This is a genomic window from Paraburkholderia silviterrae, assembly GCF_004353915.1.
GTDB lineage: Bacteria > Pseudomonadota > Gammaproteobacteria > Burkholderiales > Burkholderiaceae > Paraburkholderia > Paraburkholderia silviterrae.
In genome coordinates this window covers 217,886-240,121 of record NZ_SMRP01000003.1, presented here as the reverse complement: position 1 = coordinate 240,121, position 22,236 = coordinate 217,886, and the positions used below count along the sequence as shown (strand labels likewise).

General features: G+C 65.9%; 26 protein-coding genes and 1 riboswitch. Of the genes, 12 read left to right on the top strand and 14 right to left on the bottom strand.

The annotated features are described in order from the left end of the window. Positions 1–207: 207 nt before the first annotated feature. A complete protein-coding gene (xseA, locus tag EYW47_RS08555) occupies positions 208–1,578 on the bottom strand; it encodes an exodeoxyribonuclease VII large subunit (RefSeq protein ID WP_133194437.1) in 1,371 nt (456 codons plus the stop codon). Between the two features lie 564 nt (positions 1,579–2,142). On the opposite strand from xseA, the gene lpxK reads away from it, so the two are divergent. From lpxK to EYW47_RS08530, 5 genes are all read left to right on the top strand, one after another. Then, complete coding sequence (gene lpxK / locus EYW47_RS08550) at positions 2,143–3,198, top strand: tetraacyldisaccharide 4'-kinase (RefSeq protein WP_133194436.1); 1,056 nt, start codon at positions 2,143–2,145, stop codon at positions 3,196–3,198. Continuing rightward, complete coding sequence (locus EYW47_RS08545; protein ID WP_133194435.1) at positions 3,179–3,382, top strand: Trm112 family protein; 204 nt, start codon at positions 3,179–3,181, stop codon at positions 3,380–3,382. Before lpxK ends, EYW47_RS08545 begins: the two co-directional genes overlap by 20 nt. 2 nt (positions 3,383–3,384) lie before the next feature. Next, positions 3,385–4,188 (top strand): 3-deoxy-manno-octulosonate cytidylyltransferase, encoded by an 804-nt coding sequence (gene kdsB, locus EYW47_RS08540; RefSeq protein ID WP_133194434.1) that lies wholly within the window; start codon positions 3,385–3,387, stop codon positions 4,186–4,188. A gap of 183 nt (positions 4,189–4,371) precedes the next feature. Continuing rightward, positions 4,372–5,034: an adenylate kinase gene (gene adk, locus EYW47_RS08535; protein ID WP_133194433.1), complete on the top strand. Its 663-nt coding sequence runs from the start codon at positions 4,372–4,374 to the stop codon at positions 5,032–5,034. A gap of 169 nt (positions 5,035–5,203) precedes the next feature. Continuing rightward, positions 5,204–5,962 carry a 3-hydroxyacyl-CoA dehydrogenase gene (locus EYW47_RS08530; protein ID WP_133194432.1) on the top strand — a complete coding sequence of 253 codons (759 nt, stop codon included), beginning with the start codon at positions 5,204–5,206 and terminating at the stop codon, positions 5,960–5,962. 112 nt (positions 5,963–6,074) lie between these two features. Here the strand turns inward: EYW47_RS08530 and EYW47_RS08525 are convergent, their stop codons facing one another. From EYW47_RS08525 to EYW47_RS08515, 3 genes are read right to left on the bottom strand one after another with little or no spacing between them, the layout of a single operon-like run. Then, positions 6,075–6,914 (bottom strand): SirB1 family protein, encoded by an 840-nt coding sequence (locus EYW47_RS08525; protein WP_133194757.1) that lies wholly within the window; start codon positions 6,912–6,914, stop codon positions 6,075–6,077. 5 nt (positions 6,915–6,919) lie between these two features. Then, positions 6,920–8,470, bottom strand: a complete 1,551-nt coding sequence (murJ, locus tag EYW47_RS08520; RefSeq protein WP_133194431.1) for a murein biosynthesis integral membrane protein MurJ — start codon at positions 8,468–8,470, stop codon at positions 6,920–6,922. Further along, positions 8,467–8,808 (bottom strand): hypothetical protein, encoded by a 342-nt coding sequence (locus EYW47_RS08515; RefSeq protein WP_133194430.1) that lies wholly within the window; start codon positions 8,806–8,808, stop codon positions 8,467–8,469. The genes murJ and EYW47_RS08515 overlap by 4 nt, the downstream gene beginning before the upstream one ends. Positions 8,809–8,870: 62 nt before the next feature. Here EYW47_RS08515 and rpsT point away from each other — a divergent pair, with 62 nt between their 5' ends. After that, on the top strand, positions 8,871–9,143 hold the full coding sequence (gene rpsT, locus EYW47_RS08510; RefSeq protein WP_133194429.1) for a 30S ribosomal protein S20: 273 nt from the start codon (positions 8,871–8,873) through the stop codon (positions 9,141–9,143). A gap of 238 nt (positions 9,144–9,381) precedes the next feature. Here rpsT and EYW47_RS08505 read toward each other — a convergent pair whose 3' ends face one another. Then, a complete protein-coding gene (locus tag EYW47_RS08505) occupies positions 9,382–9,729 on the bottom strand; it encodes a DUF3579 domain-containing protein (protein WP_028220170.1) in 348 nt (115 codons plus the stop codon). A 534-nt stretch (positions 9,730–10,263) separates the two neighbouring features. On the opposite strand from EYW47_RS08505, the gene argF reads away from it, so the two are divergent. Continuing rightward, positions 10,264–11,193 (top strand): ornithine carbamoyltransferase, encoded by a 930-nt coding sequence (gene argF / locus EYW47_RS08500; RefSeq protein ID WP_133194428.1) that lies wholly within the window; start codon positions 10,264–10,266, stop codon positions 11,191–11,193. 69 nt (positions 11,194–11,262) lie between these two features. On the opposite strand, the gene EYW47_RS08495 is transcribed toward argF, so the two are convergent. Further along, on the bottom strand, positions 11,263–12,063 hold the full coding sequence (locus EYW47_RS08495) for an IclR family transcriptional regulator (protein ID WP_133194427.1): 801 nt from the start codon (positions 12,061–12,063) through the stop codon (positions 11,263–11,265). Between the two features lie 225 nt (positions 12,064–12,288). On the opposite strand from EYW47_RS08495, the gene EYW47_RS08490 reads away from it, so the two are divergent. Further along, positions 12,289–13,479 carry an acyl-CoA dehydrogenase gene (locus EYW47_RS08490; protein WP_133194426.1) on the top strand — a complete coding sequence of 397 codons (1,191 nt, stop codon included), beginning with the start codon at positions 12,289–12,291 and terminating at the stop codon, positions 13,477–13,479. Positions 13,480–13,608: 129 nt separating this feature from the next. Here the strand turns inward: EYW47_RS08490 and EYW47_RS08485 are convergent, their stop codons facing one another. Then, positions 13,609–14,247, bottom strand: a complete 639-nt coding sequence (locus EYW47_RS08485) for a peroxiredoxin (protein ID WP_133194425.1) — start codon at positions 14,245–14,247, stop codon at positions 13,609–13,611. Between the two features lie 385 nt (positions 14,248–14,632). Here EYW47_RS08485 and EYW47_RS08480 point away from each other — a divergent pair, with 385 nt between their 5' ends. The 3 genes from EYW47_RS08480 (at position 14,633) to EYW47_RS08470 (ending at position 16,104) form a co-directional block, all read left to right on the top strand. After that, positions 14,633–14,935: an ElaB/YgaM/YqjD family protein gene (locus tag EYW47_RS08480; RefSeq protein ID WP_008919742.1), complete on the top strand. Its 303-nt coding sequence runs from the start codon at positions 14,633–14,635 to the stop codon at positions 14,933–14,935. Positions 14,936–15,180: 245 nt separating this feature from the next. Beyond that, entirely contained in the window at positions 15,181–15,567 is a 387-nt protein-coding gene (locus EYW47_RS08475; RefSeq protein WP_133194424.1) for a phage holin family protein, read from the top strand. 60 nt (positions 15,568–15,627) lie between these two features. Beyond that, positions 15,628–16,104, top strand: coding sequence for a DUF3318 domain-containing protein (locus tag EYW47_RS08470; protein ID WP_133194423.1), 477 nt, complete (start codon positions 15,628–15,630; stop codon positions 16,102–16,104). Positions 16,105–16,136: 32 nt separating this feature from the next. Here the strand turns inward: EYW47_RS08470 and EYW47_RS08465 are convergent, their stop codons facing one another. From EYW47_RS08465 to glyA, 7 genes are all read right to left on the bottom strand, one after another. Further along, a complete protein-coding gene (locus EYW47_RS08465; RefSeq protein ID WP_133194422.1) occupies positions 16,137–16,580 on the bottom strand; it encodes a type IV pilin protein in 444 nt (147 codons plus the stop codon). A gap of 20 nt (positions 16,581–16,600) precedes the next feature. Further along, positions 16,601–17,068, bottom strand: a complete 468-nt coding sequence (locus tag EYW47_RS08460; protein ID WP_240763608.1) for a pilus assembly PilX family protein — start codon at positions 17,066–17,068, stop codon at positions 16,601–16,603. 53 nt (positions 17,069–17,121) lie between these two features. Further along, positions 17,122–17,919, bottom strand: coding sequence for a PilW family protein (locus EYW47_RS08455; RefSeq protein ID WP_133194421.1), 798 nt, complete (start codon positions 17,917–17,919; stop codon positions 17,122–17,124). Continuing rightward, a complete protein-coding gene (locus EYW47_RS08450; RefSeq protein ID WP_133194420.1) occupies positions 17,916–18,365 on the bottom strand; it encodes a hypothetical protein in 450 nt (149 codons plus the stop codon). Before EYW47_RS08450 ends, EYW47_RS08455 begins: the two co-directional genes overlap by 4 nt. After that, positions 18,362–18,898, bottom strand: a complete 537-nt coding sequence (locus EYW47_RS08445; RefSeq protein WP_133194419.1) for a GspH/FimT family pseudopilin — start codon at positions 18,896–18,898, stop codon at positions 18,362–18,364. The genes EYW47_RS08450 and EYW47_RS08445 overlap by 4 nt, the downstream gene beginning before the upstream one ends. A 210-nt stretch (positions 18,899–19,108) precedes the next feature. Then, on the bottom strand, positions 19,109–19,591 hold the full coding sequence (nrdR, locus tag EYW47_RS08440; protein WP_133194418.1) for a transcriptional regulator NrdR: 483 nt from the start codon (positions 19,589–19,591) through the stop codon (positions 19,109–19,111). 18 nt (positions 19,592–19,609) lie between these two features. Next, a complete protein-coding gene (gene glyA, locus EYW47_RS08435) occupies positions 19,610–20,857 on the bottom strand; it encodes a serine hydroxymethyltransferase (protein ID WP_133194417.1) in 1,248 nt (415 codons plus the stop codon). Between the two features lie 175 nt (positions 20,858–21,032). Further along, a riboswitch (ZMP/ZTP riboswitch) is annotated at positions 21,033–21,188 on the bottom strand. A gap of 245 nt (positions 21,189–21,433) precedes the next feature. Here glyA and ydfG point away from each other — a divergent pair. Beyond that, on the top strand, positions 21,434–22,180 hold the full coding sequence (ydfG, locus tag EYW47_RS08430; protein WP_133194416.1) for a bifunctional NADP-dependent 3-hydroxy acid dehydrogenase/3-hydroxypropionate dehydrogenase YdfG: 747 nt from the start codon (positions 21,434–21,436) through the stop codon (positions 22,178–22,180). The last annotated feature ends 56 nt before the right edge of the window (positions 22,181–22,236 follow it).

The following is a 22,236-nucleotide window of genomic DNA, read 5'->3' as shown; positions in this document are numbered from 1 at the left end:
CGATTGTAGGCGAGTTGGAATAACCCCGCAAACGCGTGGACATTATGCCGATCATCGGTTTCGCAGGGCTTTTATGCAGCGCTTATGCCACTGTTGCGCAGCGATTGCGCGGGCTTTTCAGCAAGCGCCGCGCCCGCTGCGAGCGTGCCTGCAACACGGCGCGTGGGGGTTCGCAAGGCGCGTGAAAGACACCACGCGCGCCCTTTTTCAGAAGCCTTCGGAGAGCCTCGGCTGCACGTCGGCGAGTGCAACGTCCGCGCTGCCCTGCGCGAGATGCACGGTCAGGCGCTTGCCCGGCTTGAGCGCGCCCGGGGAGCGCACGGCCGCGCCGCTTTGCGCGTCGAGCAGCGCCGCGTAGCCGCGCTCGAAGGTGCGCTGCGGGCTGAGCACTTCGAGGCGCGCCGCCAGCCCGGCAACGCGCGCCGTTTCGCGCTCGCGCTCGCGTGCGAATGCGGCGTCGAGGCGCCGCCCGAGCGACTCCAGCTGGGCGCGCTGCGCCGCTGCGTCGGGCCGCATGCGCTGCCAGCGCATCTGCACGAAGTTGAATTGCGCGCGCGCCTGCGCGCTCGCGCGCGAGCCCGCCGAAGCCAGCCGGATCGCCAGCTGGCGCAGATGCGTGCGCTGCTGCTCGAGGCGCTCGCCCGGCGAAACGAGGCGCCGCGCGAGCCAGTCGAGCTGCTGGGCGCGGCGCTCCATCAAGCGGCCGAAGCCACGCGCGAGCGCGGCGTGGCGCTGGTCCAGCTCACGCAGCAGCAGCACGCGCTGCGGGCTCACCAGCTCGGCGGCGGCGGTGGGCGTGGGTGCCCGGACATCGGCGGCGAAATCGGCAATCGTGAAATCGGTTTCGTGACCCACGCCGCTCACCACGGGAATCGCGCTCGCCGCGATGGCGCGCGCGAGCGTCTCGTCGTTGAACGACCAGAGGTCCTCGATCGAGCCGCCGCCGCGGCACAGCACGATCACATCCACTTCCGCACGTGCGTTCGCGGCATCGAGCATGGCCGTGAGCTTTTCCGCCGAGCCCGCGCCTTGCACAGGGGCCGGATAAACGATCACGCTCACGTGCGGCGCACGGCGCGCGAGCGTCGTCAGCACGTCGCGCAGCGCCGCCGCCTGCATCGACGTGATCACGCCAATCGCACGCGGATGCGTGGGCAGTGCGCGCTTGCGCTCGGGGTCGAAGAGCCCTTCGGCCTCCAGCTGCGCCTTCAGGCGCAAAAACGCCTCGAACAGACGCCCTTGCCCCGTGCGCCGGATCGCCTCGACGTTCAACTGCACCTCGCCGCGCGGCTCGTACATCGTGACGAGCGCGCGCACCTCGATGCGGTCGCCCTCGCGCGGCGTGAACTCGGCGTATTGCGCGCGGCCGCGGAACATCACGCAGCGCATTTGCGCCTGCGCGTCCTTGATCGAGAAGTACCAGTGCCCGCTCGCCGCGCGCGTGAAGTTCGAGACTTCGCCGGAAATCCACGCGAGCGGGAACGAACGTTCGAGCATCGAGGCGATCGCGCGGTTGAGCGCCGAAACCGGGACGACAACGTCGCCGCCGGGCGCGGAAGAAAAACGGTCGGAATTCATGAGCAGGACGTGAGTGAACGATGGGTCGAAAATAGCCCGGACAGACGATAGACCGTTCGGGGTGCGGCAGTCCAGCAGGAAGCGCTCCCATCGAACAAGGGCTGCGAGGTGTCCACATCGACTCCGTCATGTGACATATTTGCTGCAATTCTGTAAAAATCGCTGAAAAACTGCGCCATCCCATTGATTTAAATGCGTTTTTTATCCCAATAACAAAGCATTACACCGATAAGACAGGCTATCAGCGGGCTTTTGCGGGCGCCGCGACCCGCTTTCTCCACAAAGTTATCCACAGGCTGCTTTTTCTTGGTGCGCGGGCCCATTACCGCTGATCGGCTGCCGCTTGCGTGGCCTTGCAACTTGCCGCCCTGCGCTCACCCGCGCTAGAGTGCCGGGTTCACGACGGCCCGTTCGCCACCCGAAAGCGCCGTCCTTGCTATCCCAGCGGCGCCCTTTACCCTTTATTGCGGCGCACACCTCGAACTGGAGAACCGCTCCGATGCCCGTTCTGTCCGTCAGCCTGCGGTGCCTTTCTTACGCAGGACCCGCGCGCGGCACACGCCGATGAGCGGTCCTGTCAGCGATTTCAAGGCGCGCGCCGAAGCGGGCCTCGCTCGCGAGTGGCAGCAGCGCGGAGCGCTCGCCTGGGCGCTCGCGCCGCTCTCCGTCGTGTTCGCCGCCGTGAGCGGCGCGCGCCGTGCGGCCTATGCGGCCGGCTGGCTCAAAGCGGTGCGTGTGGGCGCGCCGGTCGTGGTGGTCGGCAACGTGACGGTGGGCGGCACCGGCAAGACCCCCACGGTGATCGCGCTCGTCGAGGCGCTGCGCGCCGCAGGCTATACGCCCGGCGTCGTCTCGCGCGGCTACGGCGCGAAAGTGCCGCGCCCGACGCCGGTGACGGCGTCCACGTCCGCCCGCGCGTGCGGCGACGAGCCGCTTCTCATCGCGCGCCGCACGGGCGTGCCGGTGTGGGTCTCGCCCGACCGCGTCGGGGCGGCGCAGGCGCTGTGCGCGGCGCACCGCGACGTCGACGTGATCGTGAGCGACGACGGCCTGCAGCACTACCGCCTCGCGCGCGACGCCGAACTGGTCGTGTTCGATCACCGGCTGGGCGGCAACGGCTTTCTGCTGCCCGCCGGGCCACTGCGCGAGCCGCTCTCGCGGCGGCGCGACGCCACGCTCGTCAATAATCCGTTCGAGCGCAAGCTGCCCGACTGGCCGAACACCTTCGCGCTCAGGCTCGAGCCCGGCGAGGCCTGGCACCTGGCGAATCCCGCCCTGCGCCGCCCGCTCGCGCAATTCGCAGCGCAAGGCGCGCCGGGCCAGCCGCCGCCGCAGCGCGTCGTGGCAGCCGCGGGCATCGGCTCTCCGGAGCGCTTTTTCGCGACCCTGCGCGCGGCCGGCCTCGCGCCGCAGACGCTCGCGCTGCCCGACCATTACGACTACGCGGCGAACCCGTTCAGCGAGGTCGCGGCCGACGCGATCCTGGTCACCGAAAAAGATGCCGTAAAATTGGGGTCCTGGAACGACGCGCGCATCTGGGTCGTCCCCGTTGAAGCCGCGCTCGATCATCGCCTCATTACTCTGGTTGTGGAGAAACTCCGTGGACGCTCGTCTGCTTGAAATTTTGGTCTGCCCGATCTGCAAGGGTCCGCTCAGCTACGACCGCGCCGCGCAGGAGCTGATCTGCAACGCCGACAAGCTCGCCTATCCGATTCGCGACGGCATTCCCGTCATGCTCGTCGACGAGGCGCGCCAGACCGTCGAAGGCACGCCCGTCGATCCGGCCGGCCCGAGCGGCGCCTGAGCATGGCCACGCCCGCGCAGCCTTTCGTCGCCGTCGTACCGGCGCGTCTCGCGTCCACCCGGCTGCCCAACAAGCCGCTCGCCGACATCGGCGGCAAGCCGATGGTCGTGCGCGTGGCCGAGCGCGCCCGCGCTTCGGGCGCCCAGCGGGTGCTGATCGCCTCGGACGCCCAGAGCGTGCTCGACGCCGCGCGCGAGCACGGCTTCGAAGCCGTCATGACGCGCGCCGATCACCCCTCGGGGACCGATCGCCTGGCCGAAGTCGCAGAGCACTTTGGCTGGAACGACGAGTTGATCGTGGTCAATGTTCAGGGTGATGAACCGCTGATCGACCCCGCATTGGTGTGCGACGTGGCGTCGCACCTCGCCGCGCATCCGGAGTGCGCGATCGCCACTGCGGCGCACCCCATCACCGCCCCCGACGAGATTCTGAATCCGAACGTCGTGAAGGTCGTGCTGGACGCGCGCGGCGTGGCGCTCTACTTCTCTCGCGCCCCCATTCCCTGGGCTCGCGACGCCTGGCAGCCGCACTGGTCGCCCGCGTGCCTCGATCTGGCCGCCATGCCCGCCCCGCCGGCTCCGGCGACCGTTTACCGGCATATCGGCCTGTATGCGTATCGGGCGAAGTTCCTGCGCAGCTACCCCTCGCTCACGCACTCGCCGATCGAACAGGTCGAGGCGCTCGAGCAACTGCGCGCGATGTGGCACGGCGAGCGCATCGCGGTGCTCGTCACGGCCGACGCACCGGCGCCCGGTGTCGACACGCCCGCCGACCTCGCCCGCGTGCAAGCATTATTCCGGTCTTAATACCGGCCGTGGGCCGAAAATCCCATGGCATAATCGGTTGTTTGCGCGAGCCGTAGAAGCCTTTGTGCGTGGGGGGTTCCCCCCGATTTGGCCTGCTGGTGAGGAGACGCACGACGCTGCCGATGCCGCCCCTGAGGGCAGCCGCCGCGCCGCAAGAATTCACACAGATCGGAGAAAGTAGAAATGCGTTTGATCCTGTTGGGTGCCCCCGGCGCGGGCAAAGGAACCCAGGCAAACTTCATCAAAGAGAAGTTCGGCATTCCGCAAATCTCGACCGGCGACATGCTGCGCGCGGCCGTCAAGGCCGGCACGCCGCTCGGCGTCGAGGCCAAGCGCTACATGGACGCGGGCGAGCTCGTGCCCGACGCGCTCATCATCAACCTGGTGAAGGAACGCCTGCAGGACTGCGATTGCGAGAACGGCTATCTGTTCGACGGCTTCCCGCGCACCCTGCCGCAAGCCGAAGCCATGAAGCAGGCCGGCGTGGCCATCGACTACGTGCTCGAGATCGACGTGCCGTTCGACGAGATCATCGTGCGCATGAGCGGGCGCCGCGTGCACCCGGCATCGGGCCGCACCTACCACGTGAAGTTCAACCCGCCCAAGCAGGACATGGTCGACGACGTGACGGGCGAGCCGCTCGTCCAGCGCGACGACGACAAGGAAGAGACCGTGCGCAAGCGCCTTGACGTGTACGTCGCGCAAACCAAGCCGCTCATCGCCTACTACAGCGACTGGGCGAAGCGCGGCGAGGAAAACGGCATGAAGGCGCCCCAGTACCGCGCGATCGCCGGTCTCGGCAGCGTCGAAGAAATCCGCAACCGCGCACTCGACGCGCTCAAGTAAGACGTCTCTTGCCGGCCGCGCCGGGCAAGGTCCGGTGCGAGAGCGCCGGCCTCCCCGTCCGGCCGGTCCTGTCCTCGTTCTGCTCCTCTTTGCCGATGAGTCGCGAGCGGGCCCGTCTCGGGGCCACGCCGCAGAAAAAATACCCATCGAGCAGCAAGGAGGAAGGCAGATGCAAATCCGCGACAACGTATTCCTGATCACCGGCGGCGCGTCGGGCCTGGGCGCGGCCAGCGCGCGGCTCATCGTGGCCGAAGGCGGCAAGGTGGTGCTAGCCGACCTCAACGAGGAAGCGGGCAACGCACTTGCCAAAGAACTCGGCGGCATCTTCGTGAAGTGCAACGTCGCGAGCGAGGAAGACGGCGCGCGCGCCGTGGCCGCCGCCACCGCGCTCGGCACGCTGCGCGGCCTCGTGAACTGCGCGGGCATCGCGCCCGCCATCAAGACCGTCGGCAAGGACGGCCCGCACCCGCTCGACGCATTCAGCAAGACCATTTCGGTCAACCTGATCGGCACCTTCAACATGATCCGCCTCGCGGCCGCCGCGATCGCGCAGACCGCGCCCAACGAAGGCGGCGAGCGCGGCGTGATCGTCAACACGGCGTCGGTGGCCGCGTACGACGGCCAGATCGGCCAGGCGGCCTATGCGGCCTCCAAGGGCGGCGTCGTGGCGATGACGTTGCCGATCGCGCGCGATCTGTCGAGGAACGGCATTCGCGTGATGACGATTGCTCCGGGCCTCTTCGAAACGCCGATGCTGCTCGGCATGCCCAAGGAAGTGCAGGATGCGCTCGGCGCGATGGTGCCGTTCCCGCCGCGCCTCGGCAAGCCCGACGAGTACGCAATGCTCGTCAAGCAGATCGTCGAGAACCCGATGCTCAACGGCGAGGTCATCCGCCTCGACGGCGCGATCCGCATGCAGCCGAAGTAAGGCGCCGCGCACGCGCACTCGCTCGTTGCAAAAAAGCCCACGAATAAAACATTCGCGGGCTTTTTTTCGTCTGGACAAAGCGCGTGCGTGCGCCTCCGGTCAATCGCGCCGGTCAATCATTATCGAGCGTACGCTGGCGCAGCTCCTGCAATTGCGACTCGACGACCATTGCGTCCTCGGCGTCGGGGCGCTCGTCGAGATAGTGCTCGAGGTCCTCCAGCGCCGGCCGCAGGTAATCGAGGCGCGCGTACGCAAAACCCCGATCGCGCACCTCTTCGATGCTCTCGGGCAGCAGGATCACGAGCCGCTGCTGGATGCCGAGCAGGCGCTCCCAGCGCTCGGTCTGCAGATACACCGACTTCAGGTTGCGCAGCATGCGCGCGACGATCTCGCGCCGCGTGGCCGGCTCGAGCAGCATGCGCAGCGCTCGCGCGACGGAGTCGCCTGCGTTCGCCACATAGGGCTCGAGCATCTCGACCATGTCGGACTCGGAGAGCGCGCGGCCCGTGGTCGGATCGAGCATCGCATCGCCGTCGGGCAGCGAGACGCGCAGCAGGAAATGCCCCGGAAACGACACGCCCTGCACCGGCAGCCCGAGCTGGCCCGCGATCTCCAGATAAAGCACCGCGAGCGAAATGGGGATGCCGCGCCGGCGCCTGAGCACGACGTTCAGATGGCTGTTGTCGGGATCGAAGAAGTCGTTGAGATTGGCCGCGAAACCCATCTCGCGAAAGAACACGCGGTTCAGAAACGTGACCTGCTGGCGCAAGTCGGCGCCCTCGGGCATGCGCTTTTTCGCGCGCAGCGCGAGCTCGTCGATTTCGGCGAGCGTGCCTTGCAAGTCGAGGTCCGGGTAGGCATCCTGCGCGATCGCCAGCGCCGCTTCGGTGAGCGGCAGGCTTTCGTCGTCGGCAACGAGCGTGCTGAAATAATCCAGCACCCGCGTGTTCATCGTGATCACTTCGTGCGCCTCTTGAAGTATGCGTATTTGAAGCCCATCAGCCAAAGCATACCGAAATATAGCGCTGCGAACAGCACGAGGCAGGCAGCGAGCAACGCAATGCGCGCGAGCGGCTCGCGGTGCAGGCCGATCCAGTCGTAGCTGATTGCACACCAGTGCATCGCGCCCGAGAGCACGAGGCATGCCCCGAGCAGTTGCACGAAGAAGGTGGTCCAGCCCGAGGACGGCATGTAGATGCCACGGCGGCGCAAGCCAATGAAGAGCAGCAACGCGTTCATGCAAGCGCCGAGGCCGACGGAGAGCGTCAGGCCCGCGTGCGAAAAGATCGGCACGAAGATGTAGTTGCTGAGCTGCGTGGCGACGAGCACACCCACGCCGATCTTCACGGGCGTCTTGATGTCCTGGCGCGCGTAGAAGCCAGGCGCCAGGATCTTGATGAGAATGAGCCCGATCAGCCCGACGCCGTAGGCGGTCAACGCGCGGCCCGTCATGATGACGGAATTCGCGTCGAACTTGCCGTAGTGAAACAGCGTGGCCGTGAGCGGCTCGGCGAAGAAGAACAGCGCGACGGCCGAGGGCGCCGCGAGCAGGAAGGTCACGCGCAGGCCCCAATCGAGCAGCGCCGAGTATTCGTGCGGATCGGCGTCGACGTGCGCCTTCGAGAGGCTCGGCAGCAGGATCGTGCCGAGCGCCACGCCCAGCAGCGCCGTGGGGAACTCCATCAGCCGGTCGGCGTAGTTGATCCACGAGACCGCGCCCGCGCCCAGGCGCGAAGCGATGTTCGTATTGATGATGAGGCTGATCTGCGCGACCGACACCGCGAACATGGCCGGCACCATTTTCGCCAGCACGCGCTTGACGCCGCGATGCGCGAGCGCCTTAAGCGGATTGAGGCCGATGCGCGGCATCATGTCGATCTTCTTCAGGCCCGGCAGCTGCACGATGAACTGCAGCACGCCGCCGACGATCACGGCCCACGCGAGCGCAAAGACCGGCTGCTTCATGTGCGGCGCGAACACCACGGCGGCGGTAATGAACGCCACGTTGAGCAGCACTGGCGCGAACGCGGGCAGCGAGAACTGCTTGTACGTGTTGAGCACCCCGGACGCGAGCGACGTGAGCGAGATGAACACGATGTACGGGAACATGATGCGCGTCATCACGACGGCGAGCTGATACGCTTGGCCGTCGTTCTTCAGGCCCGAAGCGACCACGGTCACGACGAACGTTGCGCCCACGATGCCGAGCACCGAGAGGATGGCGAGCGCCCACGCGAGCACCGTCGAGGTGGCGTCGACGAGATCGCGCGTGGCATCGTGCCCCTTCTGGTTCTTGAACTCCGCGAGGATCGGGACGAAGGCTTGCGAGAACGCGCCCTCCGCCGAGATCCGGCGCAGCAGGTTGGGGATGCGGAACGCGACGTAGAAGGCGTCGGTGTACTGGCTCGCGCCGAATGCGCGGGCAATCAGCGTTTCTCGGGCCAGTCCGGTCACGCGCGACAGCAGCGTGAAGCCGCTGACCGTCAGCAGGGCTCGGAATAGATTCATGGGGCGCTTATTATACGGGTGCCGCCCGGTCCTTCGCCGATGCGCGGCGTCAAGGCCGTCACTGCAGCGGCGCGATAGCCCAGTGCGGGCTTTGGGGCGCCCCCGCCCGCGAGGCGCCCGGCGATTGCCACGTCCATGATTTTGTTGCTATAATTCGCGGCTTCGAGTTTTGCAAGTAGCTTTGCAAGTACTCGGAAACGCGTCTTGGAAAGGGAGCGAAAAGCGGCCGTGAATTTCAGGGTCCCTTTCGCTTCGGCACAAAAGGCGCTGCCGGCAAGCCCGGCAAATACCGTTTTGCGCTTTCGGGCAATCGTTCCCGCAAGCTCAAATCCAGGCAAAGAGCGTTGTCCCGCTTGACCGAACGTCGGTGGCTGGCGCTCTCGAAACATAAGGAAACAACATGGCAAATTCCGCACAAGCACGCAAGCGCGCCCGTCAGGCCTCGAAAGCAAACTCGCACAACTCGGCGCTGCGCTCGAAGTTCCGCACCGCTATCAAGGCTGTCCGCAAGGCTATCGACGCCGGCGACAAGGCAGCGGCCGCAGAAGTTCTGAAGGCCTCGGCAAAGACGCTCGACATCATCTCCGACAAGAAGATTGTTCACAAGAACAAGGCTGCTCGTCATAAGAGCCGTCTGGCTGCTGCCGTCAAGGCAATGCAAGCTGCGCAGTAAAGTTTCGGGCCGTCCGCCACGGCGGGCGCTTCCTGATTCTGCTGCAACAAAGAACCCGCTTCGGCGGGTTTTTTTGTGGCCGCCGCTCCGCCCCAGCGCTGCTCCTGCGTTCTGCGCGCCTGCCACTGTTCCTCGCGCGGACAAAAAAAGACCCGCCTCAGCGGGTCTCGTTCGGTGGAAGCGGCGCACCACTGCGCCCTTCTTCGCGCACCTTGCGGCGCGTTGGATGTCTTTCGGCTCAGCGGCCGCCGCCCTGCTGCGTCGCGTGATCGAGCGGCAACTCGCACGCCTCGGTCACCACGAGATCGTTGTCCTTGGCGAAGCTCATCACGAAATTGAAGGCCATCGGCTCGACGTCCTTCAGGCGCGAATCCAGCACCACGACCTTGAGGTCGCCGATCATCGTCGGCCGCACGTAAAGCGAATAGCGCAGATAGGCGTTCGGCCCGCGCGCATTGGCCGACGCCTTCGGGCCAAAGCTCGACATCACCCCCGCCAGGCGCTCCGACCAGTCGCTCGGGCGGAACTTCTTCCCGGTACTGGTGATGCCTTGAATGAAGTATTCGGTTGGAGCTTCGTCGGCCATGTAGGGTACCTGTATGACTGCGCGGTGCCGCGGTGACGCGGTGCGCTTATGCAGCTGAAACTTGAGCACGAGCGCGCCGCCCGCGCTTGTGCCGCGGAGCTCCAGCCGCGGGCAGTTCGCCCGATGGCCGCGCGCCAATACAGTCCGATGGAGAGGGAAGAGGCCGTTCGCGCACCCGACCTGCGTGACGCCGCATCGAACGTGCAGCACAGCAGCCGGCCAGCGCACAGGCCACTCCCGCGAGCCCCGCGCTGTGCGCGTCAAGCCCGCCGTCGTGCCTGAAAAATCTGTGAGATTATAGCGCAGCAGCTCTTTTGACGCACCGCACATACGACGCCTGGCGGTGTTCAGCGCCCGCTCTCGCCTGCTCGCGCGGCACCCGGCGCCGAAGCTGACCCTGCCCTGCCTGTCCCTCCCGGCCGACTCGTCAAAGTCCGCAAAATCCTTTATGCTGCATTGACTTACCACCAACCGCAGCGGCGTCGCCGGCCCAATCCTGCAGTTCGAGGCCGGATCGGGCGCCGTTTTCGTTTCATGACCTCCCGTACCATACGCCATTACCTGCAGTTCAAGGATTTCTCCCTTGACGATTATGAATATGTGCTGGAGCGCGCGCGCATCCTGAAGCGCAAGTTCAAGAACTACGAGACCTATCACCCGCTGCACGACCGCACGCTCGCGATGATCTTCGAGAAGAGCTCGACGCGCACGCGCCTTTCGTTCGAGGCAGGCATCTTCCAGCTGGGCGGCCACGCCGTGTTCATGAACACGCGCGACACGCAGCTCGGCCGCGGCGAGCCCATCGAGGATTCGGCGCAGGTCATCTCGCGCATGGTGGACATCATCATGATCCGTACGTTCGGCCAGGACATTCTCCAGCGCTTTGCCGAAAGCTCGCGTGTGCCGGTCATCAACGGTCTCACGAACGAATACCACCCCTGCCAGGTGCTGGCCGACATCTTCACGTACTACGAGCATCGCGGCCCGATCCGCGGCAAGACCGTGGCGTGGGTGGGCGACGCCAACAACATGCTCTACACGTGGATCGAAGCCGCGCAAATCCTCGACTTCAAGCTGCGCATCTCCACGCCGCCGGGCTACCCGCTCGATCCGGCTCTCGTCGCGCCGGAAAGCGCGCCCTTCTACGCGGTGTTCGACGACCCGAACGAAGCCTGCGCAGGCGCCGACCTCGTGACCACGGACGTCTGGACCAGCATGGGTTTCGAGGCCGAAAACGAGGCGCGCATGAAGGCCTTCGCCGACTGGTGCGTGGACGCCGAAATGATGGCGCGTGCCAACCCCGACGCCCTCTTCATGCACTGCCTGCCCGCGCACCGCGGCGAGGAAGTGAGCGCCGAAGTGATCGACGGCCCGCAAAGCGTGGTCTGGGACGAGGCAGAAAACCGTCTGCACGTCCAGAAGGCGCTCATGGAGTTCCTGCTGCTCGGCCGCCTGAATCACTAAGCCGGGCACACCGCTTCACGCAAAAAGCCGACCCTCGGGTCGGCTTTTTTTCGCCTGCTGCAACGCGGATCACACCGTCTCGCCTAGCCTGCGCGCCAGCGACTTCAAGAGCGGCGCCACGCGTTCGCGAAACACGTCCGGCCCCATCGACGAAGCCGGCCCGCTGCAACTGAGCACCAGCCAGCGCCGCTCGCGCGGCTCGCGAAACGGCACCGCCACGGCGTTGACGTCTTCATGCCAGTCGCGAAACGAATAGCAGACGCCTTCCTTCGCAAAGACCTCGATCTCCCGCTTGGCCGCCGCAACCTGCGCGGGGCCCTCGGCGCCCGCCGCCTTTTCCAGCTCCGCAAAGAGCGCCGCGCGCACGTCGAGCGGCTGCACCGCGAGGTACGCGCGCCCCATCGAACTCGTCAGCATCGAGAGGTGCGAGCCCGAGGCAAGCCCCAGCGTGAGCGCTGTCTCGCTGCGGATGGTCTCGAGGTAAATGACATCGAGGCCGTCGCGGCATCCCAACGACACCGCCGCCCCCACCTCGCGCGCGAACACGCGCATGTGCGGGCGCGCGAGCTCGAGCGTGTCCGTGCCCGAGAGCAAGGCGAAACCCAGCGAGAGCACGCCGGCGTCGAGCGCATATTTGCCGAGCGATTCGTCAAAGCGCAGATAGCCGAGCATGGTGAGCGTGTACGCGAGCCGGTTGACGGTCGCCTTCGGCAAGCCGGTGCGCACGACGAAATCGCGGTTGCCGAGCAGCGTCTCGCCGGGCCGGAAGGCGCGCAGCAGTTCGAGCCCGCGCGCGAGCGCCACGACGAACTTGCGCTCGTCGATCGGACCCTCTGTCAGCGCGGAAGAAAACGATGAAGATGAATTCATTTCAGATGCAGACATGAGCGGGCTGGTGATACACTAAGATCAATTTGCAAAACATTGTTCCGCTTGGCGGAACTTCAGTCAAGCGCAAATTGCCCATTTCGAGAGATTTCGCAACCAACTTGCATGGGATCGCAGTAAGTGCCCTGCATGGGGCCGGAGTCAGTGCTAAAGCACTGGCTCCGGCCGACAGCTAAAGCGCCAACTGCGTTCGACAGGAGAGACACCATGGCCGCACACGCCCAGTTCCATTGGGAAGATCCGCTGTTGCTCGACCAGCAACTCACCGAAGACGAGCGCATGGTGCGCGACGCCGCCGCTGCCTATTCACAGGACAAGCTCGCGCCGCGCGTGCTCGAAGCGTTCCGTCACGAAAAGACCGATGCATCGATCTTCCGCGAAATGGGCGAAGTCGGCCTGCTCGGCCCGACGATCCCCGAGCAATACGGCGGCCCCGGCCTGAACTACGTCGCCTACGGCCTGATCGCGCGCGAAGTGGAGCGCGTCGACTCGGGCTATCGCTCGATGATGTCGGTGCAGTCGTCGCTCGTGATGGTGCCGATCTATGAATTCGGCTCGGAAGCGCAAAAGCAGAAGTACCTGCCCAAGCTCGCGAGCGGCGAATGGATCGGCTGCTTCGGCCTGACCGAGCCGAACCACGGCTCCGACCCGGGCAGCATGGTCACGCGCGCGAAGAAGGTGAACGGCGGCTACTCGCTCTCGGGCGCCAAGATGTGGATCACGAACTCGCCGATCGCCGACGTGTTCGTCGTCTGGGCGAAGCTCGAGGAAGACGGCAAGGACGACATCCGCGGCTTCATTCTGGAGAAGGGCTGGAAGGGTCTTTCCGCACCGGCGATCCATGGCAAGGTGGGCCTGCGCGCGTCGATCACCGGCGAAATCGTGCTCGACGAAGTGTTCGTGCCCGAAGAGAACATCATGCCGGGCGTGAAGGGCCTGCGCGGTCCGTTCACGTGTCTGAATTCGGCGCGCTACGGCATTGCCTGGGGTGCGCTTGGCGCCGCTGAGGCGTGCTGGCACACGGCGCGCCAGTACGTGCTCGACCGCAAGCAGTTCGGCCGCCCGCTGGCAGCGAACCAGCTGATCCAGAAGAAGCTCGCCGACATGCAGACCGAAATCACGCTCGGCCTGCAAGGCTGCCTGCGCCTCGGCCGCATGAAGGACGAAGGCACGGCGGCGGTCGAGATCACCTCGATCATGAAGCGCAACTCGTGCGGCAAGTCGCTCGACATCGCACGCCTCGCGCGCGACATGCTGGGCGGCAACGGCATCTCCGACGAGTTCGGCGTGGCGCGCCACCTCGTGAATCTCGAAGTGGTGAACACCTACGAAGGCACGCACGACATCCACGCGCTGATCCTCGGCCGGGCGCAGACGGGTATTCAGGCGTTCTTCTAAACGCGCTCCCCGCAGCCGTTGGCGTATGAAAAAAAGCGCCGCACGAATCGACTCGTGCGGCGCTTTTCGCTTTGTTGCCCCGCGCGCTCCGTACCGCGCGCGATGCGCAGCCAGGCCGAGCGGCTTGCCTTACTTGTTCGGCTGCGGCGTCAGGCGCAGATACGGACGCAGCGCCTTGTAGCCCTTCGGAAACTTCTGCTTGAGGACTTCTTCGTCCTTCAGCGACGGCACGATCACGACATCGTCGCCCTGCTTCCAGTTGCCGGGCGTTGCAACCTGGTAGTTGTCGGTGAGTTGCAGCGAATCGATCACGCGCAGCACTTCGTCGAAATTGCGGCCCGTGCTCGCCGGATACGTGATGATGAGGCGCACCTTCTTGTTCGGATCGATCACGAAGAGCGAGCGCACCGTGAACGTCTCGTTCGCATTCGGGTGGATCATGTCGTAGAGCGTGGACACCTTTCGATCGCCATCGGCGAGAATCGGGAAGCCGACGCTAGCCGCCTGGGTCTCGTTGATGTCCTTGATCCACTCGTTGTGCGACTCGGCGCTATCCACCGAAAGCGCAATCGTCTTGACATTGCGCTGCGCAAATTCGTCCTTGAGCTTTGCGGTCAGGCCGAGCTCGGTCGTGCAGACCGGCGTGAAGTCGGCCGGGTGCGAGAACAGCACGCCCCAGCTATTGCCGAGCCAGTCATGAAATTTGATGCGGCCAACGCTCGAATCCTGCTCGAAGTCGGGTGCGATATCGCCAAGACGCAGACTCATGGTGTGGTTTCCTTTGAATTTGAATGTGGTGGACCAGCCGCTGCGCGCGGCCCGTTGATCCAGTGGACATTTACTACATTCAAGCATACAGGGTGCGCTCATGCCCCGCGAACGAACATCGGGTCAGACCGTTATGAGTTTTGGTAATTTTGGCCACGATCGCGGAAACTTTTGGTTCCAGATCAACTCCATTTGTTTTACTGTGAATACCTGTGCGGCCACAGCATGCGCAGGGCAGCACCACGCGTGCGCTTCGGAAAGCCGCCACGCGCCCCCGCAGGAACGATTTGTGCGGAATTCTTGCCCGGCGGCGGCCCGCCACGCTTGCCAGCGCTCGTATCTTTGTTACGATTCACGCGTGATGTGACACGATGGGAGCTAGTCAATGTCAGAGGTCAACAAGGAGAGGCTGATGTCGGATATCAAAACCGTCCTCGCGGATGCGGAGGACCTGCTCAAGCAAGCGGCGAGCGCCACGGGCGAGCGCGCTTCGGAGCTTCGCGAAACGGCCCTCACGCGCCTGAAGCAAGCCAAGGAAAAGGCGGCCGACGTTCAGGTCGTCGTGGTCGAGAAAGGCAAAAAGGCGGCGCGCGCCACCGACGACTACGTGCACGAGCATCCGTGGGCGTCGATCGGCATTGCCGCCGGCGTGGGTGTTCTCGTGGGCTTGTTGATCAACCGCAAGTAACAGCGCGGTTTGCAGCCGCGGAGCGCTCGCCACGACACGTCGCGGGCGGCCCACGCAAGGCGGCTGACGATGCGCAGCGTTCACGGAAATGCTGGGCACCAGCCCGGCGCCACTGGGTCAACCGTGGCCGTTACCTGGCCGAACCACAAGCCTGCAGGCCGGTGCACTGCACCGGCCTGTCTTTTCTGAGCGCTTTCCTCGCGCACTCGCCTCGCGCGCACACGTGCTCGCCAACCGCATTCGCCATGACGACAGACACCCAATCGCAGCGACAAGAACACGGGCCGGCGCGCCGTCTCCTCGGCTCCGCGTTCGCGATGCTTCACACGCGGCTCGAGCTGATCGGCATCGAATTGGCAGAGGAGAAGGAACGCCTGCTCGGCGTGCTGTTCCTCGGACTCGCGGCGATGCTGCTTGGGGCCATGGCGCTGATCGCGCTGACCGCACTCGTCGCAATCGCTTTCTGGGACACCTGGCGCTGGCAGGCACTCGCCGGGATCACCATCGTCTATGGGCTCGGTGCGCTCATCTGCGGCCTGAAGGCGCGCAATGGCCTGCGCAATGCGCCGCTCGTATTCCAGGCGACGCTCGAAGAATTCGAGAAGGATCGTGAAATCCTTCGCAAGCCCTAGTCCACGTTTGCCAACCGCCAGCGGCGAATCCAAGCCCGAATCCAAGCCCGAATCCAATCCATGAGCCAACCTCGACCGGACAACGCCTTTCGCCCTGAACGCACGCGTACCCGCGACCTGTCGACACCGCAATTGCGCGCCTTGCGCAAGGAACTGCTGATCGTGCGCGCGAGCGTCGAGCGTGCCGAGATGGCGGCCTCGGTTGTCGAGTTGCGCGAGGCGGTCACGCACTTCAGCTGGCTGCGCTTTCTCGTGCCGGGTTTCGGCGGCACCGGCACAAGCGTGGGCCGCATGGGCGCCGGGCTCGGCAACCTGCTCAAGCAATATCCCCTCTTGAGCTCCATCGCCTCGCTCGTGCTGGCCAAGCCGCTGCGCGAGAGCGTCGCCTCGGCTGCCCGCCCGGTCGTGAAATGGGGCGGCCTCGCGCTCACGGCCTGGGAGGCCTGGCGCATCTGGAAACAGGTGCGCCGCCAGCGAGGCACGCCAAACGGCGGCGCGCGGCGCTACGCGTCCGAAGAAGACGACATCACCGGCTAACGCGCCGTTCAAGCCGCCCTCTGCTGCCCGGCTCAGCGGTCCCGCCAGCAATCGCGCGAATTGGGAACCGTCACGGGCACGGCCGCATTGGCGAGGCCAGGCGCCTGATTGCCACGCGTACCGTTTGCATCGAGCATGAACGCCCCGCATGGATCGTTACGCATCGGGCCCGTTTCCGTGGGCGAGGCCACGATCGTATAACCACCGTTCGTTTCGTCTGCCGCCAGGAGTTTCAGCCGATAAACCGCCGTGCCCCCCGGCGGCGCCTGATCCATACCTGCAGGGAGCGAAGCCGGCAACGGACTTTGCGCATCGACGAATTGTGCCGCGCGATAGAGCGCCGCGACGGCATCGATCCGATGCCCGCGCGCGATCTGATTGCGCCATCCCGGCAACGCGAAAGCCGCGACGACGGCCATCGCCGCCAGCGCAACAACCAGTTCGAGCAAAGTAAAACCACGCCCACTGCGTTGCATCTCCCCTCCTTTTGCCGAGATCAAAACGGCCTCGCTACGACGCGCCGCCAATGACGCTCGATGCGTGTGCCGTCCAGGACGAGCTGCATCTGCAGCCAGCTTTGCGCGTCGTCCGTTGAGCCGAATCCGCGCGCCGTCACGAGAAACGCGCGCACTGCCGGCCGCGCCTCGATACGCCATGCCTCGACGAAGCACTGCGGCGGCCTCACGGAGCCGGGCCACGACCGCACGGGCGCCTTGGCCTGCGCCTCGAACGGCTCCTGGCGGCGCCAGCCCTGCGGTTCGCCCGGCTGCGGCGGCGCCGGTGGCGCCATCGCCGTGCCGTCCGCCAGTGCGCGCGAGCAGAGTACGAGAGCCGCTTCGGCGGCACGGAAGGCGCGCAGTTGATCGATGACGGCGCCGGCGTTGCGAGCCTCGAACAGCACCGCCTCGAACCACGCCGCCGCCGTGGCGAGCATCATCGAAACGATCAGCAGAACTACCGGCAATACGACACCGCGCTGACTCAGGCGCCGGTTACGCGAACACCGCGCCGCGAAAGTCATGAGCGCGCCTCCAGCACATTGCGCAGCGCCACGTGACGCCAGAAGGCCTGCCGCGCTCGGCCATCCGCGGCGGTGGCCGACGCGCCGTCGCAATCGACGTAGCGCACGCGCCGGGCAAACGGCGCGCCGCGCACGAGCACGCATAGATCGACGGCCACGACCGAGTCCCATTGATCGCGCGAGAGCGCCGCGGCGTCCACGGCCTGCGCGGCGCCTGCCAGCCAGTAACGCACACGCATGCGCTCGACGCCCTCCACGAGCGGCTGCGCCGTGCCGGCTTTGCCGGAGCCTTCGCAGTAGAGCTCAGGCTCGCCGGTCGAACTGCTCGCCTTGGCATGAAAGCGATTGAGCACCTCGGTCGCGGGCGGCCCGACCGCCTGCCCCAGGCAATCGGTGACCTGGCCATTCGCGGCCAGCCAGGTGGACTCCGCGTCGCCGCGATAGCGCACCGCCACGCCGTCCGAGCGATTCGAGAGCGCCTCGCACGTCCAACTCGCATTGGCTCCCGTGGGACGCCCGGCGGTGCAGCCGAAGATCGGCGGTCCCGCGAGCCCCGCCGGAGCGTCGGCGCCCACGAAGCCGGCCATCTGGATCTGCTCGCCCATGAGCGTCAGCGCATTCACGCCAGCATCGTGGATACGCGCGGCGTCGATCGCGGCTGCAAACGCCTGACGCTGCGAGCGATATGCGGCAAGCGCGCCCGCGATCACGACGAGACCGAGCGCAACGGCGATCGTGAATTCGAGCAACGTGTGCCCTGCGCTGGCGCGTGAGCGCGGCACCGCGCACTTCATTGGACGAACGCGAGCGCAACGCAGGCTCGCCCTTGTGCCGGTTCCGCGCCACCGGATTGGGCCTCTTCGCATCCGTCGGCGGACGGCAGGGAGCGAGGCGCGGCCTCGTCGCGCAGCGCGGCCCATGTCAGCACGACTAGCGAGGCCTCGCCGGCCGTAGTGGACACGGTTGCGCGCCCCTCGGGCACGACGAGCGCAGTGCGTGCCTTCCATTGATCGCGAGGTGCCACGCCCGCTTCCAGCGTGGCCTCGGCGATCGCGTCGGCGGCGAATGCGGCTCGCGCCCGTACCGCGGAGGCGACTGCATGGCGCACAAGGCCGAGCTGCGCACCCAGCAGACCTATCCCGCACATCGACATGAGTGCCATCGCCAGCGCAACTTCGAGCAAGGCCGCGCCGCGCCCGATGCGCGGAACTCCCCGAAAATGCCCGCATCGCACGCTCATGACGCTGCTCCACATGCACCGTCGCTCACGCGCGCGCGCCCGCCCGCGGCAACGCGTATGCAGCGCCGCCACCCAGCCCCCCGCATAGAGGCGGCAGCGGCGCGCGGCGCGATCTCGAAGTTGCGCTGACTGCCGATGGCCTGCCCCGCAGGCGGTGTGAACGTGAGCGCCGTCAAGCCCGACGCCACGGCGATCTCATCGAGCGCAGGCTGCGCACGTAACAGTGACAGCACGCCCGTGCGCTCGGCTATCACGGCCCAGCCGCACGACCAATCCGCCCGCCCGGACGGACAGCTCTTGCCGGCCGCAAGGCAATGCCGCGTGGCGTCGATACGGCAAACGCTCACGCGCACCTTGCGCCGGATCGCTTCGCTGCGCGCGTAAGAGAGCGAGCCGAGCAACGCGTTGGTGCGCGCATCGACCTGGTCGCGCACGCGCCACGACGCGAACGTGGGCGCGGTTGCCGTGGCGCACAGGGCAAGCAGCACGATCACGACCATCGTTTCGATCAGGGTGAAGCCGACGCATTTCATCTGCAATCCTTATCGTTGAGGGATTGCAGTCACTCTACGGATGAACGCGAAACGGAACAATTAGCCGAACGGCCAGCTTATGCGCACAGGGCCCTCCCTCGACAATGCAAGGGTCACGGGCAACGGCAGGGAGAACGGGAAATGCGGAGAAGGAAAATGCGCGAACGCTCGGAGCAAGCGCGCAAGCGCTCAGATCAAACGCGCAATCGCTCAGCGCTTCTTCGGCGGCGTGGCGGCGCCACTGGCACGGCGAAACTCTTCGATTACGTCCTCGAATTCGGAGACGTCCTCGAAGCGCCGGTACACGGAGGCAAAACGCACGAACGCGACCTTGTCGAGCTCGCGCAACTCGCCCATCACGAGCTCGCCAAGGCGCTCGCTGCGCACCTCGCGCTCGCCGCTGCCGAGCAGTTGATCCTCGATGCGGGCGACCGCCGCGTCGATCGCGTCGGCAGCAACGGGCCGCTTGCGCAGCGCCAGTTGCATGCTCGCCATGATCTTGCGGCGGTCGAATTCCGTGCGGCTGCCGTCCTTCTTGACGACGGCCGGCATCGCCAGCTCGACCCGCTCGTACGTCGTGAAACGCTTGTCGCAGGCCGGGCAGCGGCGGCGGCGCCGGATGGCGGCGCCGTCCTCGGACACGCGCGAGTCAACCACTTGCGTGTCTTCATGCCGGCAGAAGGGGCAGCGCATGATGGATTACAGCCTCGATCAGCGATAGACCGGGAAGCGCTTGGTCAGCTCGGCGACCTGCGCCTTCACGCGCTCGATCGTCGCTGCGTCTTCCGGATTGTCGAGCACGTCGGCAATCAGGTTGCCCACCTGCTCGGCTTCCTTCACGCCGAAGCCACGCGTGGTCATCGCCGGCGAGCCGAGCCGGATGCCGCTCGTCACGAACGGCTTTTCCGGATCGTTCGGGATCGCGTTCTTGTTCACCGTGATGTGCGCGGCGCCCAGCACGGCTTCGGCAGCCTTGCCGGTGATCTTCTTCGCGCGCAGGTCCACCAGCATCACGTGGCTTTCCGTGCGGCCCGAGACGATGCGCAGGCCACGCTTGACCAGCGTTTCGGCCAGCACGCGTGCGTTGTCGACCACGTGCTGCTGGTAGGTCTTGAATGCCGGCGCGAGCGCTTCCTTGAACGCCACCGCCTTGCCCGCGATCACGTGCATGAGCGGGCCGCCCTGGATGCCCGGGAAGATCGCCGAGTTGATCTGCTTCTCGTATTCGGCCTTCATCAGGATCACGCCGCCGCGCGGGCCGCGCAGGCTCTTGTGCGTGGTCGTGGTGACGAAGTCGGCGAACGGCACCGGGTTCGGGTAGACGCCCGCAGCCACGAGGCCCGCGTAGTGCGCCATGTCGACCATGAAATACGCGCCCACGCTCCTGGCGATCTTCGACAGGCGCTCGAAGTCGATGCGCAGCGCAAATGCCGAGGCACCTGCCACGATCAGCTTCGGCTTGTGCTCTTGGGCCAGCTTCTCAGCGGCTTCGTAATCGATGTCTTCGGCTTCGTTCAGGCCGTAGCTCACGACGTTGAACCACTTGCCCGACATGTTGACGGGCGAGCCGTGCGTGAGGTGGCCGCCGTGCGCGAGGCTCATGCCCATGATGGTGTCGCCCGGCTTGAGCATGGCGAAGAACACACCCTGGTTGGCCTGCGAGCCCGAGTTCGGCTGGACGTTGGCGGCTTCGGCGCCAAACAGTTCCTTCACGCGGTCGATCGCGAGCTGCTCGACGACATCCACGTATTCGCAGCCGCCGTAGTAGCGCTTGCCCGGATAGCCTTCGGCGTACTTGTTGGTGAGCTGCGAGCCCTGCGCGGCCATGACCGCGGGAGACGTGTAGTTTTCCGACGCGATGAGCTCGATGTGCTCTTCCTGGCGGCGGTTCTCGAGTTCGATCGCCTTGAAGAGTTCGGGATCGACGTTGGCGATGGTGCTTTCGGCTCTGTCAAACATACGGGTTCCGTTAAGTGTGTTCAGGTTGACCGGGTCTCGCGCGGAACGCGTAGCGGGTACGCGGCGCTGCTGGCGAAGAGGCCAGCCTTGACGTGGCGCAAGAAGGTGCCGCACACGCGAGGCAGGACAGCCACGGCCCGTGAAGGCCCAGCAGCGCTTGATGAAGCGCGCGAAACTTGGCTGCCCAGGCGAACGGCAAAACGGCACCCTGCGCTTCACGGTGGGTCGTTCCACCTTGAGCCCCTGTTTGAGCCGCGCCAAGCGCAGCTTGAAGGGCAATTATTACAACCGTTGCCATTCAGGGACCCTATCGCCAGTCACGCAGGGATTGAGCGCGTTAGTTTATTGGATGCGCCCGGAATAGGCAACCTGGGAGGCGGCGGCTGCGGCCCCCTCATGCCGCGCCGCGAGCACCTGTGCGAGGGTCTACAACCGCACCCGAAGAACCCGGTTGCGGACGCCACTGCACCCCTCGCCTCGGCGCGCCTTGCGCGTGTTCTGCCGCTTCCTTGCCGCAGCGCCGCATTGCAAGTAGGCTCTCCCCTTTCTTCGCCCTCCACAGACCAGGGAGCAACCATGATCGTCTTCGTCACCGGCGCATCCGCGGGATTCGGCGCCGCCATCGCCCGGGCCTTCGTCAAGGGCGGCCACCGCGTCGTCGCCACGGCGCGCCGCAAGGACCGCCTCGACGCCCTCGCCGCGGAACTGGGCGACGCCCTCCTGCCGGTCGAGCTCGACGTGCGCGACCGCGCCGCGGTCGAGGCGGCACCGGCGGCGCTGCCGCCCGAATTTGCCGAAGTCGACGTGCTCGTCAACAATGCCGGCCTCGCGCTCGGCGTCGAACCCGCGCACAAGGCCGATCTCGACGAATGGGAAACCATGATCGACACCAACTGCACGGGTCTCGTGCGGATCACGCACGCGTTCTTGCCGGGCATGGTGGCGCGCAACCGCGGCCACATCGTCAATCTGGGTTCTTCGGCGGGAAGCTGGCCGTATCCGGGCGGCAATGTCTATGGCGCGACCAAGGCATTCGTGCGCCAGTTCAGCCTCAATCTGCGCGCGGACCTCGCGGGCACCGCGCTGCGCGTGACGAATATCGAGCCGGGCCTGTGCGGCGGCACAGAATTCTCCAGCGTGCGCTTCCGCGGCGACGACTCGAAAGCCGCCAATGTCTATAAGGACGTGCAGCCGCTTACCGCCGAGGACGTCGCCGACTCCATCTACTGGATCGCCACGCGTCCCGCGCACGTGAACATCAATACGATGGAGTTGATGCCGGTCGCGCAGGCCTTCGCCGGCCTTAGCGTCCATCGCGGCTGATTCATACATTTTGCTTTCATGCTTCAGTCGTACGAACGGCGTGACGACTACGCGTT